Source organism: Enterobacter sp. CM29, from assembly GCF_013179605.1.
GTDB lineage: Bacteria > Pseudomonadota > Gammaproteobacteria > Enterobacterales > Enterobacteriaceae > Enterobacter > Enterobacter intestinihominis.
On the sequence record NZ_JABMCU010000003.1, the window covers coordinates 25,987 to 39,990 of the forward strand.

The following is a 14,004-nucleotide window of genomic DNA, read 5'->3' on the forward strand; positions in this document are numbered from 1 at the left end:
ATGCAAAAACAACAGAACATTTTACAGAGGTTATCAATGGCTATTGAACGTACTTTTTCCATCATCAAACCAAACGCGGTGGCAAAAAACGTTATTGGCAGCATCTTCGCTCGCTTTGAATCAGCAGGGTTTAAGATCGTTGGCACCAAAATGCTGCACCTGACCGTTGAACAGGCTCGCGGTTTCTACGCTGAGCACGAAGGTCGCCCATTCTTTGACGGTCTGGTCGAGTTCATGACTTCTGGCCCAATCGTGGTATCCGTACTGGAAGGCGAAAACGCGGTACAGCGTCACCGCGATCTGCTGGGTGCAACCAACCCGGACAACGCGCTGGCAGGTACTCTGCGCGCTGACTACGCAGACAGCTTCACCGAGAACGGCACCCACGGTTCCGACTCTGTTGAATCTGCTGCGCGCGAAATCGCGTTCTTCTTTGCAGAAGGCGAAGTGTGCCCGCGCACTCGCTAATAATTTCGTAAATGCCGCGTGCAAACGTGGCATCCCTGCGCCAGACTTTGTACAATGCAACGCCCCGGACGAGCAGACTGCTTACCGGGGCGTTTCTTTTCAACCCACCAAGGGCCACAACGTGTAACAACGAGGCCGGAAAAAATTATGTCTGAATTAGTGAATACCTCTGAAGTCGCCATTCCTGCGGTTCCCAATAAAAATGGAAAAATTAACCTGCTGGACCTGAACCGTCAGCAGATGCGCGAGTTCTTTAAAGAGATGGGCGAGAAGCCGTTTCGTGCCGATCAGGTCATGAAATGGATGTACCACTATTGCAGCGACAACTTTGATGACATGACGGACATCAACAAAGTGCTGCGCAATAAGCTTAAAGAAGTGGCGGAAATCCGCGCACCGGAAGTGGTGGAAGAGCAGCGCTCTTCAGATGGCACTATCAAGTGGGCCATTGCCGTTGGCGATCAGCGTGTTGAAACCGTGTATATTCCGGAAGACGATCGCGCCACGCTGTGCGTCTCTTCTCAGGTGGGCTGTGCGCTGGAGTGCAAATTCTGCTCTACGGCGCAGCAGGGCTTTAACCGTAACCTGCGCGTATCGGAAATTATCGGCCAGGTCTGGCGTGCCGCGAAAATCGTGGGTGCAGCGAAAGTCACCGGTACACGTCCAATCACCAACGTGGTGATGATGGGGATGGGTGAACCGCTGCTCAACCTGACCAACGTCGTTCCGGCGATGGAAATCATGCTCGACGATTTCGGTTTTGGTCTGTCCAAGCGCCGCGTTACGCTCTCTACTTCCGGCGTTGTGCCTGCGCTGGACAAACTGGGTGACATGATTGACGTTGCGCTGGCCATCTCCCTTCACGCGCCAAACGACGCCATCCGTGACGAAATTGTGCCGATCAACAAAAAGTACAATATCGAAACTTTCCTGGCTGGCGTGCGCCGTTACCTGGAGAAATCCAATGCTAACCAGGGCCGCGTGACCATTGAATACGTGATGCTGGATCATGTTAACGACGGTACCGAGCATGCACATGAGCTGGCTGAACTTCTGAAAGATACGCCATGTAAGATCAACCTGATCCCATGGAACCCGTTCCCGGGCGCGCCGTATGGCCGTAGCTCGAACAGCCGTATCGATCGCTTCTCAAAAGTGCTGATGGAGTATGGTTTCACCACCATCGTACGTAAAACGCGTGGCGACGATATCGACGCAGCCTGTGGTCAGCTGGCGGGTGACGTTATTGACCGTACCAAACGTACGCTGCGTAAGCGTATGCAGGGTGAGTCAATCGCGGTTAAAACCGTTTGATTATTATGCAGACACGGCGCATTTTTTGCGCCGTGAAGCATTAATTTACTGAATAACCAGCCACAATCATCACGACTGATTAATAATTACGGTGCGTTTCATACGACTTTCGGGCAGTATGTAACGACGTAACAACAGTTTAGCGTGAAGGCCTGCCAGCGCTGTCATCTGCGGCCCGACAGTCTTATACTGTTTGTTCCAGGTTAACTGACCTAAAGTTTCGCGGTGCGGGTGGCATTGTGACTCACCGGCACCTGAACCCTTATTTTCACGTACCAGTAGTTGTAGCGAATGAATACTGAAGCCACTCACGATCAAAATGCAGCACTCTCCACTGGCGTTCGTCTTCGCAACGCCCGTGAACAACTCGGACTCAGCCAGCAAGCCGTTGCAGAACGCCTGTGCCTGAAGGTTTCCACCGTTCGCGACATTGAAGAAGATAAGGCGCCCGCCGATCTGGCTTCAACGTTTCTGCGCGGTTATATCCGTTCTTACGCCAAACTGGTTCATATTCCTGAAGACGAATTACTGCCGATGATGGAGAAGCAGGCGCCTGTGCGTGCGGCAAAAGTTGCGCCGATGCAAAGCTTCTCTTTGGGTAAACGTCGTAAAAAACGCGATGGCTGGCTGATGAGCTTTACCTGGCTGGTCCTGTTCGTGGTTGTCGGGCTGACGGGCGCATGGTGGTGGCAAAACCACAAAGCGCAACAGGAAGAGATCACCACCATGGCCGATCAGTCCTCCGCTGAGCTTAATCAGTCTGGTACTAACGGCGCGCAAAGCGTGCCGTTGAGCACCGAAGGGGCTGCGACCTCCAGCGAACCTCAGGCGGCAGCAAGCAGCACGCCTGCAACCGAGCCAGCGGCGACGCCAGAAGCGACGGCGAATACCGCACCGGCTACCCAGGCCCAGGATCAGAACGCGGTCGTATCACCTTCTCAGGCCAATGTTGATACCGCCCCTGCGGCAACGGCACCGGCAGATAACACCGCGGCGTCACTGCCAACTGACCCGGCGGGTACGGCGGCACCTGCCGTTGACCCGAATGCGCTGGTGATGAATTTCACGGCTGATTGCTGGCTGGAAGTGACTGACGCGACAGGTAAAAAGCTGTTCAGCGGCCTGCAACGTAAAGATGGCACGTTAAATCTAACGGGCCAGGCACCATACAAGCTTAAAATCGGCGCACCGGCAGCGGTACAGATCCAGTATCAAGGAAAACCTGTCGATCTGAGCCGCTTTATCAGAACTAACCAGGTTGCGCGTCTTACCGTTAATGCCGAACAATCAGCAGCACAGTAACAGACGGGCAATGCGGGAGATTTTACATGCATAACCAGGCTCCTATTCAACGTAGAAAATCGAAACGGATTTACGTTGGGAACGTGCCAATCGGCGATGGGGCGCCTATCGCCGTCCAGTCGATGACCAATACGCGTACTACGGATGTAGAAGCGACGGTTAATCAAATCAAAGCATTAGAACGCGTCGGCGCGGACATTGTTCGCGTCTCAGTGCCGACCATGGACGCCGCTGAGGCGTTCAAACTGATCAAGCAGCAGGTGAGCGTTCCGCTGGTTGCCGATATTCACTTCGATTACCGTATCGCGCTGAAAGTCGCTGAATACGGTGTCGATTGTCTGCGTATTAACCCAGGCAACATCGGCAACGAAGAGCGCATTCGCATGGTGGTTGACTGCGCCCGCGACAAAAACATTCCAATCCGTATCGGCGTAAACGCTGGCTCTCTGGAAAAAGATCTCCAGGAAAAGTATGGTGAGCCGACGCCACAGGCGCTGCTCGAATCCGCCATGCGTCACGTCGATCATCTGGATCGCCTTAACTTCGATCAGTTCAAAGTGAGCGTGAAAGCGTCTGACGTCTTCCTGGCCGTTGAATCGTATCGTCTGCTGGCAAAACAGATCGATCAGCCGCTGCACCTTGGCATCACCGAGGCGGGCGGTCTGCGCAGCGGTTCGGTAAAATCGGCAATTGGTCTCGGCCTGCTGCTCTCTGAAGGCATCGGTGACACGTTACGCGTCTCCCTGGCCGCCGATCCGGTGGAAGAGATCAAAGTCGGTTTCGACATCCTGAAATCACTGCGTATCCGCGCGCGTGGGATCAACTTCATCGCCTGCCCAACCTGTTCACGTCAGGAGTTTGACGTGATCGGCACCGTCAATGCCCTGGAGCAGAGACTGGAAGACATTATCACCCCGATGGACGTCTCCATCATCGGCTGCGTGGTGAACGGTCCGGGTGAAGCGCTGGTGTCCACGCTGGGCGTTACCGGCGGTAACAAGAAAAGTGGTCTCTATGAAGATGGCGTTCGTAAAGATCGTCTGGATAATAGTGATATGATCGACCAGCTTGAAGCCCGCATTCGCGCAAAAGCGACGATGATGGACGAAGCGCAGCGCATCAGCGTTCAGCAGGTTGAAAAATAACGTGATGGGAAGCAGGCTGCTTCCCATGTATGATTGAACCCATTCTTTGGGTTCTTTTTTGTATATAGAAAGAGAATAAACGTGGCAAAAAACATTCAAGCCATCCGCGGCATGAACGATTATCTGCCTGGCGAAACCGCCATCTGGCAGCGCATTGAAGGCACACTGAAGCAGGTGCTCGGCAGCTACGGTTACAGCGAAATTCGTTTGCCGATTGTAGAGCAGACCCCGTTATTCAAACGCGCGATCGGCGAAGTAACCGACGTGGTTGAAAAAGAGATGTATACCTTTGAGGACCGCAACGGCGACAGCCTGACCCTGCGTCCTGAGGGGACGGCGGGTTGCGTACGCGCCGGCATCGAACATGGTCTCCTGTACAATCAGGAGCAGCGCCTGTGGTATATCGGCCCGATGTTCCGCCACGAACGTCCGCAAAAAGGCCGCTACCGTCAGTTCAACCAGCTTGGCGTGGAAGTGTTTGGTCTGCAAGGACCAGATATCGATGCCGAACTGATTATGCTGACTGCCCGCTGGTGGCGTGCGCTCGGTATTTCTGAGCACGTATCCCTGGAGCTGAACTCTATCGGTTCTCTGGAAGCGCGTGCGAACTATCGCGATGCGCTGGTGGCGTTCCTGGAACAACACAAAGAGAAGCTCGACGAAGACTGTAAGCGTCGTATGTACAGCAACCCGCTGCGCGTACTCGATTCCAAAAATCCTGACGTACAGGGGCTGCTGAACGATGCGCCAGCGCTGGGTGACTACCTGGATGAGGATTCCCGCGAACACTTTGCTGGCCTGTGCAAGCTGCTTGAAGCGGCGGGCATTGCTTATACCGTTAACCAGCGTCTGGTGCGCGGTCTGGACTACTACAACCGCACCGTATTTGAGTGGGTCACCACCAGCCTCGGTTCGCAGGGCACCGTCTGTGCTGGCGGTCGTTATGACGGACTGGTCGAGCAACTGGGTGGTCGCGCAGCACCGGCTGTAGGCTTCGCGATGGGCCTTGAGCGACTTGTTTTGCTGGTTCAGGCAGTTAATCCGGAATTTAAAGCCGATCCTGTTGTCGATATATACCTGGTGGCCTCAGGTGCGGATACGCAGTCTGCGGCGATGCAGCTTGCCGAACGCGTGCGCGATGCGCTGCCGGACGTAAAGCTGATGACCAACCACGGCGGCGGCAACTTTAAAAAACAGTTTGCTCGTGCCGATAAGTGGGGCGCAAGTATCGCACTGGTGCTGGGTGAGTCCGAAGTGGCCAACGGCGAAGTGGTGGTTAAAGACCTGCGCTCTGGTGAGCAAACTACGGTAACGCAGGATGGCGTTGCGGCGCACTTGCGCACTCTATTGGGCTAAGGAGAAGGACTGCGTGGAAATGTACGAGAACGAACACGACCAGGTTGATGCGGTTAAACGCTTCTTTGCTGAAAACGGCAAGGCACTGGTTGTAGGGGTTATTTTAGGTGTTGGTGCGCTGGTTGGCTGGCGTTACTGGAACAATCATCAGGCTGACTCTGCTCGCGGTTCATCCCTGAACTACGAAAACACCGTTAGCGCAATCCGTGCCGATCAGCCGCAAACGCTGACGGCTGCGGAGAAATTTGCCGCTGACAACAAAAACACCTACGGTGCGCTGGCTGCGCTGGAAGTGGCTCAGCAGTATGTTGATAAAAACGAACTGGACAAAGCCGCTGCGCAACTGTCTCAGGGGCTTGCTGCTGCCAGTGACGAAAATCTGAAAGCGGTGATCAATCTGCGCCTGGCACGTATTCAGGTTCAGCAGAAAAAAGCCGACGACGCGCTGAAAACGCTTGATACCATCAAAGGTGATGGCTTTGCCGCTATTGTCGCCGATCTTCGCGGTGAAGCACTGCTGAGTAAGGGTGATAAAGCGGGCGCGCGTAAAGCGTGGCAAGCTGGCGTGGATAGTAAAGCTTCACCTGCGCTGAGCGAAATGATGCAGATGAAAATAAATAATTTGTCCGTCTGAGAGGGACCCAATGCAATTGCGTAAATTACTTCTGCCAGGACTGCTTTCTGTTACGTTATTGAGTGGTTGTTCACTGTTCAGTGGCGAAGAAGACGTTGTCAAAATGTCCCCGCTGCCGACGGTTGAAAACCAGTTCACTCCGTCCACCGCCTGGGACACCTCCGTGGGTGATGGTATTGGCGATTTTTATTCCAACCTGCACCCGGCATTTGCTGACGGCGTGGTCTATGCGGCCGATCGCAAAGGCACCGTTAAAGCGCTGAACGCTGATGACGGAAAAGAAGTGTGGTCCATTAACCTGGCGGAAAAAGACGGCTGGTTCTCCCGTAAACCTGCGCTGCTTTCTGGCGGCCTGACCGTTGCCGGCGGTCACGTGTATGTGGGCAGCGAAAAAGCGCAGGTTTACGCGCTGAATGCCAGCGACGGTTCGGTTGCATGGCAGACCAGCGTTGCCGGTGAATCCTTGTCACGTCCGGTTGTCAGCGACGGCCTGGTGTTGATCCATACCAGCAACGGCCAGTTGCAGGCGCTGAACGAAGCCGATGGTCTGGTAAAATGGACGGTTAACCTGGATATGCCAGCGCTGTCTCTGCGTGGTGAATCTGCTCCGGCGACTGCATTTGGCGCCGCCATTGTGGGTGGTGACAACGGTCGTGTCAGCGCAGTACTGATGCAGCAGGGCCAGATGATCTGGCAGCAGCGTATTTCCCAGGCGACCGGTTCAACTGAAATCGACCGTCTGAGTGACGTGGACACCACGCCGGTCATCGTTGACGGTGTGGTTTACGCGCTGGCGTATAACGGCAACCTGACGGCGCTGGACCTGCGTAGCGGCCAGATCATGTGGAAACGTGAGCTGGGTTCCGTGAACGATTTCATTGTCGACGGCAACCGTATTTATATGGTGGATCAGAACGACCGTCTGCTGGCGCTGAGCACCGAAGGTGGCGTGACGCTGTGGACGCAGAGCGATCTGCTTCACCGTCTGCTGACCGCACCGGCACTGTATAACGGCAGCCTGGTGGTGGGCGACAGCGAAGGCTATATGCACTGGATCGATCCAGAGAATGGCCGCTTCGTGGCGCAGCAGAAAGTGGACGGCTCAGGCTTCCTGACCGATCCGGTTGTGGCTGACGGCAAACTGCTGATTCAGGCAAAAGACGGCACGCTGTACGCGATCACGCGTTAATTACACGGCGGTTGTAGTATACTAAACGGCTCCTGTTCACTCAGGAGCCGTTTTGACATTTTTAAAAACGCTGCGAAAGCGACGTTATTTTGAATTTTATGAGGCTTCAAACATGGTACCTGTGGTCGCGCTTGTCGGGCGCCCTAACGTTGGAAAATCCACTCTTTTTAACCGTTTAACACGCACCCGTGATGCGCTGGTTGCGGATTTCCCGGGGCTGACGCGTGACCGTAAGTACGGTCGTGCAGAGGTGGAAGGACGCGAGTTCATCTGTATCGATACAGGGGGTATTGACGGTACGGAAGACGGCGTAGAGACCCGCATGGCAGAGCAATCTCTGCTGGCTATCGAAGAAGCGGATGTAGTGCTGTTTATGGTGGATGCTCGCGCTGGCCTGATGCCCGCGGACTCTGCTATCGCTAAACATCTGCGTTCACGCGAAAAGCCAACCTTCCTGGTGGCGAACAAAACTGACGGCATTGATGCCGATCAGGCCGTTGCGGATTTCTGGTCTTTAGGTCTGGGTGATATTTATCCTATCGCGGCCTCGCATGGCCGTGGCGTCACCAGCCTGCTGGAAACCGTTCTGCTGCCGTGGGTTGATGAAGTAAACCCGCCGGAAGAGGTGGACGAAGACGCCGAATACTGGGCACAGTTTGAAGCCGGAGAGGAAGGCGAGGAAGAGCCGGAAGATGACTTCAACCCGCAGGATCTGCCGATTAAGCTGGCTATCGTTGGTCGCCCAAACGTAGGTAAGTCTACGCTTACTAACCGTATTCTGGGCGAAGAGCGCGTGGTGGTTTACGACATGCCAGGCACAACGCGTGACAGCATTTACATTCCAATGCAGCGCGATGAACGTGAGTACGTACTTATCGACACTGCAGGGGTGCGTAAGCGCGGGAAAATCACCGATGTAGTGGAAAAATTCTCGGTGATCAAAACCCTTCAGGCGATTGAAGACGCCAACGTGGTGCTGCTTGTTATTGACGCACGTGAAGGTATCTCCGATCAGGATCTCTCTCTGCTCGGCTTTATCCTTAATAGTGGGCGCTCACTGGTTATCGTCGTCAACAAGTGGGATGGTCTGAGCAATGAAGTACGCGAACAGGTGAAAGAGACGCTGGACTTCCGTCTGGGCTTTATCGACTTTGCCCGCGTTCACTTCATCTCTGCCCTGCACGGCAGCGGCGTAGGCAACCTGTTCGAATCCGTTCGTGAAGCCTATGACAGCTCTACCCGCCGCCAGAGCACGGCGATGCTGACCCGTATCATGAACATGGCAGCAGAAGATCACCAGCCGCCGCTGGTGCGTGGCCGTCGCGTGAAGCTGAAATATGCCCACGCCGGGGGGTATAACCCGCCTATCGTGGTGATCCACGGTAACCAGGTGAAAGACCTGCCGGACTCCTACAAACGCTACCTGATGAACTACTTCCGCAAGTCGCTGGACGTGATGGGTACGCCTATCCGTATTCAGTTCAAGGAAGGGGAAAACCCGTTTGCGAATAAACGTAATACCCTGACGCCGAACCAGATGCGTAAGCGTAAGCGTTTGATTAAGCACATTAAGAAAAGCAAATAATTCTTACCGAACTCACTAAAACCCGCGCCTGTCGCGGGTTTTTTTCGCTCATTCAAAAGGTCTGCCTTCCCTGTGTGATGTCAATCACTATTCGCTTTTAACCATGTTTATATCTAAGAAAGTAGACAATCGTCGAATTTTCATCTTAAAGTCCAGGGTTCGGTACTAGACAAAACTAGCGCCTGGTTATCAAATGGTTAACCAACATTTCGCCGCATGTAAAAAATCGATCGGATACGTAACCGTTCGGCGTACATGCTGGTGTTTACAAGCACGACACATACCTTTTCGGGAGAATTATGCAATCCTCTGTTAATCAAAAAGAGAGCCGAACCTTCTTCGGCCATCCTTATCCGCTCGGTTCGCTGTTCTTCACCGAGATGTGGGAGCGTTTCTCGTTTTACGGTATTCGCCCGCTATTGATCCTGTTTATGGCCGCCACCGTGTATGACGGCGGAATGGGCCTGGCGCGTGAAAACGCCTCGGCGATTGTCGGCATCTTCGCGGGCACCATGTACCTCGCCGCACTGCCGGGCGGCTGGCTGGCGGATAACTGGCTCGGCCAGCAGCGGGCCGTCTGGTACGGTTCGATTTTGATTGCGCTTGGGCACCTGTCGATTGCCCTGTCGGCCATTATGGGCGACAACCTGTTCTTCATCGGCCTGATGTTCATCGTGCTCGGCTCCGGCCTGTTCAAGACCTGTATCTCGGTCATGGTCGGTACCCTCTACAAAAAGGGCGATGCGCGTCGTGACGGCGGTTTCTCGCTGTTCTATATGGGCATCAACATGGGCTCGTTCATTGCTCCTCTGATTTCCGGCTGGCTGATTAAAACCCACGGCTGGCACTGGGGCTTTGGTATCGGCGGTATCGGGATGCTGGTCGCCCTGATTATCTTCCGCGTGTTTGCCGTTCCGGCCATGAAGCGCTACGACAGCGAAGTCGGTCTGGACTCCACCTGGAACAGTCCAGTAGTGAAACGTAACGGCGTGGGTGCCTGGCTGCTGGCGCTGGCTGTGGGTGTTGCAATCATCGTCACGTTGATTGCCCAGGGCGTGATTGTGATTAATCCGGTCGCGGTGGCCAGCGTGCTGGTATATGTGATTGCCGCCTCCGTCGCGCTCTACTTCATCTACCTGTTCATCTTCGCCGGGCTGAATCGCAAAGAGCGCGCAAGGCTGCTGGTATGCTTTATTCTGCTGGTCTCCGCCGCGTTCTTCTGGTCCGCGTTCGAGCAGAAGCCAACCTCCTTCAACCTGTTCGCCAACGACTACACTAACCGCATGATCGGTGATTTTGAGATCCCGGCGGTGTGGTTCCAGTCGATTAATGCCCTGTTCATCATTCTGCTGGCACCGGTATTTAGCTGGGCATGGCCGAAGCTGGCGAGCAATAATATTCGCCCGAGCAGTATCACCAAGTTCGTGATCGGTATATTGTGCGCGGCGGCGGGCTTCGGCCTGATGATGCTGGCGGCACAGAACGTGCTGAGCAACGGTGGAGCAGGGGTTTCTCCGTTCTGGCTGGTGGGCAGTATCCTGATGCTTACGCTCGGGGAACTGTGCCTGAGTCCGATTGGTCTGGCAACCATGACCCTGCTGGCGCCGGAAAGAATGCGCGGTCAGATGATGGGCCTGTGGTTCTGCGCCAGTGCGCTGGGTAACCTGGCTGCGGGCCTGATTGGTGGTCACGTGAAGGCCGACCAGCTGGATATGCTGCCGGACCTCTTTGCCCGTTGCTCCATCGCGCTGTTGATTTGTGCTGCGGTGCTGATCGTCCTCATTGTTCCGGTGCGTCGCATGCTGGAAAATGTGCAGACAAAACCGGCTACCGACGCCTGATACTATTCAGCCTGCCGGGGCAGTTATCCAGCCCCGGCCCAACTCAACAGGAGAGAGCATGTCGATAACCTGTCCGGATTGCCACGCAGCGCTCGAGCCGCAAAACGGTATCGCGCACTGCGACAGCTGCAATAACGATATTCCCCTCGAATCGCGCTGCCCTGACTGCCATCAACCGCTTCAGGTACTCAAGGCCTGCGGTGCGGTGGATTACTTTTGCCAGAACGGCCACGGTCTTATCTCTAAAAAACGCGTGGAGTTTGTTCGGGCTGAAGGTTAATCGCACACGCAGCCTTCACCTTTCTGCCACAGTTCCACCAGCGACTCGGGTGCTTCCTGCTCGGGTACCAGCACGATGATATCGGCGTAGTGCGCCTGATTTTGGCCGGTCCAGATAATCTGGATGCGGAAATAGCGCTGGTCACCTCTGCCGGGGGAAGAGGCTTGTCCGGGCGGCTGGCCGCGCGGGAAAGCCTGCTCCAGAATGCTCACCAGGCGCTGGCGCTGGGCCTCATTAAGCGAGGAGAGCGCAATGGTGCGCTGGCCGCTCAGCTTAGGGATAAAAGCGACGCCGCCTTCCCGGGCCAGCTCAACCACGGCGTCATCCGTCAGTTCCGGAACCTGCATTTACAGCACTCCTACCTGTTCCCAGGCTTGTTTTATAGCCGCCCCAACGTCGCTACCGGAGCGTTTCTCGCCGTGCGCTATCGTCAGTTTTGCAAAGGCATCAAAATCCGCATCCTGCGCCAGGTTGCGATCGCAAACCGTGTCGTACCAGGCATAACCCGCTTTTTCCCAGGCGTAGCCACCGATCGCCGTTGCGGCCAGGTAAAACGCGCGGTTGGGGATACCGGAGTTAAGGTGTACGCCGCCGTTATCCTCGCGCGTTTTGATGAAATCTTTCATATGCCCGGGCTGCGGATCTTTACCGAGCAGCGGATCGTTATAGGCCGTGCCGGGTTCAGACATGGAGCGAAGCCCTTTCCCGTTGATGCCCTCCGCCAGCAGCCCTTCACCAATCAGCCAGTCTGCTTTATCGGCGGTTTGCTTAAGATGGTATTGCTTCACCAGCGAACCGAACACGTCGGATAACGACTCGTTCAGCGCGCCCGATTGTTCAAAGTAGATGAGTCCGGCTTCGGTCTCCGTCACGCCGTGGCTAAGCTCATGCGCTACCACGTCGATGGCAATGGTAAAGCGGTTGAAGATTTCCCCGTCGCCATCGCCAAAGACCATCTGCTGGCCGTTCCAGAAGGCGTTTTGATACTCACGGCCATAGTGCACGGTGCCGGTGAGGATCAGCCCTTTGTTATCGAGCGAATCGCGCTGATATTCCTTCCAGAAGAAATCATGGGTAATACCCAGATAATCGTACGCTTCATCCACCGCCACATCTCCGTTGGAGGGCTGGCCTTCATAGCGTACCTGGGTACCCGGCAGCTCCTGGGTCTGTTTCGCATCGTAGATGTCACGCTCAAGCTGACCGGCTTTATTCACATGCGGCGCGGCGGGTTTGCCCGGCATATGGGCCATCAGCGTCTGGACGTGGGTTAAGGTCTGACGGGCGCAGCGCTGCTGCGGCTCAGAACCGCTTTCGATAATACGGCGAAGAATATACGGAGGGATGACGCTATGTAGATGGGGCATGCTGCTCTCCTTATTAAAAAAGGCAATAGCAGCAGTATAGTTTGTAACCGGCGAAGATTTATCCGCTTTTACGCTGACGCGTTTTTTTCACCGGTTTGATCTCTTTCACTTCACTCTCGACCCAGCCGTCAGAAAGCCGGGTGGTGAGCACATCCCCTGCTTTAACCTGCTTCGTCTGCTTCAGCACTTTGCCGTCCTTCGCGGTGGTCACGCTATAGCCGCGGGCCAGCGTGGAGAGTGGGCTGACGGCTTCCAGATGGGTGACCGCATTGCCAAAACGCTCGCGGGTGGCGCTCAGGCGTGAGCGGATATTTTCCGCGAGGCGGAACTCAAGCTGCTGGATCCGCGTTTGTGCGCGATAAATCTTTGGCTGCGGATTCTGCTGGTTCAGACGCTGAGTCGTGCGCTGCTGGCGTGATATCGCTCTCTTAAGCTGGTTATCCAGCGCGAAGTTCATCCGCTGACGCAGACGCTCCAGTACGGTTTGCTGACGCGCCAGACGCAATTGCGGATGCTGCTGTTGCAGACGATGATGAAGCTGGGTAAAGCGGCGGGTACGGTTGGCGAGGAAGTAGTCCATCGCCATCTCCAGGCGCTGCTGCCCGTTCTGGATCTGGCGCAGCAGCTCCTGCTGATTACGGCTGACCACCTCTGCCGCCGCGGACGGCGTGGGCGCGCGTAAATCCGCGACAAAATCGGCTATTGTCACATCCGTTTCATGGCCGACGGCGCTCACCACAGGGATAAGGCTGGCAAAGATTGCCCGCGCCACGCGCTCGTCGTTAAAGCTCCACAGGTCTTCCAGCGAGCCGCCGCCGCGCCCGACGATCAGGACATCGCACTCCTGACGCGCATTCGCCAGCTCAATCGCGCGCACGATCTGCCCCGGCGCATCGTCACCCTGAACGGCAGTTGGGTAGATAATGACGGGCAGGGAAGGGTCACGGCGCTTCAGGACGTGCAAAATATCGTGCAGCGCCGCGCCGGTTTTCGAGGTGATAACTCCAACACAGTGGGCAGGTGAGGGCAGGGGCTTTTTAAACTTCTGGTCAAACAATCCCTCAGCCGAAAGCATGGCTTTTAACTGCTCGTACTTCTGCTGCAACAAGCCTTCACCAGCGGGCTGCATGCTCTCGACGATAATCTGATAATCGCCGCGCGGCTCATACAGGGTAATGTTGGCGCGAACCAGAACCTGCTGGCCATGCTGAGGGCGGAACGTCACGCGACGATTGCTGTTGCGGAACATCGCGCAGCGCACCTGAGCGGTGTCGTCTTTTAGCGTAAAGTACCAGTGACCGGAAGCAGGCTGCGTGAAGTTAGAGATTTCACCGCTGATCCAGACCTGTCCCATTTCCTGCTCAAGCAGCAAACGCACCGTCTGATTAAGGCGGCTGACAGTATAAATTGAGGGGGATTGAGAGGATAACATGTGAGCGGGATCAAATTCTAAATCAGCAAGTTATTCAGTCGATAGTAACCTGCTGAGAGGCGATCGCAAGCATTTTTTTCAAAAAAGTGTA

Annotated in this window: 13 protein-coding genes; 10 read left to right on the plus strand and 3 right to left on the minus strand. The window is 55.3% G+C overall.

Going from position 1 to position 14,004, the window contains the following annotated elements; genetic code table 11:
• The first annotated feature begins 36 nt into the window (after positions 1–36).
• The 10 genes from ndk (at position 37) to HP459_RS00870 (ending at position 11,114) form a co-directional block, all read left to right on the plus strand.
• A complete protein-coding gene (ndk, locus tag HP459_RS00825; protein WP_003860625.1) occupies positions 37–468 on the plus strand; it encodes a nucleoside-diphosphate kinase in 432 nt (143 codons plus the stop codon).
• A gap of 147 nt (positions 469–615) precedes the next feature.
• A complete protein-coding gene (locus tag HP459_RS00830; RefSeq protein WP_003860623.1) occupies positions 616–1,782 on the plus strand; it encodes a bifunctional tRNA (adenosine(37)-C2)-methyltransferase TrmG/ribosomal RNA large subunit methyltransferase RlmN in 1,167 nt (388 codons plus the stop codon).
• A gap of 291 nt (positions 1,783–2,073) precedes the next feature.
• The gene (rodZ, locus tag HP459_RS00835; protein WP_048966863.1) at positions 2,074–3,084 is read left to right on the plus strand and encodes a cytoskeleton protein RodZ; all 1,011 of its coding nucleotides are present in this window, start codon (positions 2,074–2,076) and stop codon (positions 3,082–3,084) included.
• Positions 3,085–3,110: 26 nt separating this feature from the next.
• Positions 3,111–4,229: a flavodoxin-dependent (E)-4-hydroxy-3-methylbut-2-enyl-diphosphate synthase gene (ispG, locus tag HP459_RS00840; protein WP_003860619.1), complete on the plus strand. Its 1,119-nt coding sequence runs from the start codon at positions 3,111–3,113 to the stop codon at positions 4,227–4,229.
• 81 nt (positions 4,230–4,310) lie between these two features.
• A complete protein-coding gene (gene hisS / locus HP459_RS00845; protein WP_171935823.1) occupies positions 4,311–5,585 on the plus strand; it encodes a histidine--tRNA ligase in 1,275 nt (424 codons plus the stop codon).
• A 13-nt stretch (positions 5,586–5,598) separates the two neighbouring features.
• A complete protein-coding gene (locus tag HP459_RS00850; RefSeq protein WP_032622338.1) occupies positions 5,599–6,219 on the plus strand; it encodes a YfgM family protein in 621 nt (206 codons plus the stop codon).
• A 10-nt stretch (positions 6,220–6,229) separates the two neighbouring features.
• Positions 6,230–7,408, plus strand: a complete 1,179-nt coding sequence (gene bamB, locus HP459_RS00855) for an outer membrane protein assembly factor BamB (RefSeq protein ID WP_022648999.1) — start codon at positions 6,230–6,232, stop codon at positions 7,406–7,408.
• A 112-nt stretch (positions 7,409–7,520) separates the two neighbouring features.
• A complete protein-coding gene (gene der, locus HP459_RS00860) occupies positions 7,521–8,993 on the plus strand; it encodes a ribosome biogenesis GTPase Der (RefSeq protein ID WP_022648998.1) in 1,473 nt (490 codons plus the stop codon).
• Positions 8,994–9,292: 299 nt separating this feature from the next.
• On the plus strand, positions 9,293–10,834 hold the full coding sequence (locus HP459_RS00865; protein WP_023300708.1) for a peptide MFS transporter: 1,542 nt from the start codon (positions 9,293–9,295) through the stop codon (positions 10,832–10,834).
• A gap of 58 nt (positions 10,835–10,892) precedes the next feature.
• Entirely contained in the window at positions 10,893–11,114 is a 222-nt protein-coding gene (locus HP459_RS00870; RefSeq protein WP_171935824.1) for a zinc ribbon domain-containing protein, read from the plus strand.
• Here the strand turns inward: HP459_RS00870 and HP459_RS00875 are convergent.
• From HP459_RS00875 to xseA, 3 genes are read right to left on the minus strand one after another with little or no spacing between them, the layout of a single operon-like run.
• Complete coding sequence (locus HP459_RS00875; RefSeq protein WP_023300706.1) at positions 11,111–11,461, minus strand: protealysin inhibitor emfourin; 351 nt, start codon at positions 11,459–11,461, stop codon at positions 11,111–11,113. The two genes, HP459_RS00870 and HP459_RS00875, sit on opposite strands and share 4 nt — an antisense overlap.
• Positions 11,462–12,481, minus strand: coding sequence for a M4 family metallopeptidase (locus tag HP459_RS00880; RefSeq protein ID WP_023306696.1), 1,020 nt, complete (start codon positions 12,479–12,481; stop codon positions 11,462–11,464).
• A gap of 58 nt (positions 12,482–12,539) precedes the next feature.
• A complete protein-coding gene (xseA, locus tag HP459_RS00885; protein ID WP_171935825.1) occupies positions 12,540–13,913 on the minus strand; it encodes an exodeoxyribonuclease VII large subunit in 1,374 nt (457 codons plus the stop codon).
• Between the last annotated feature and the right edge of the window lie 91 nt (positions 13,914–14,004).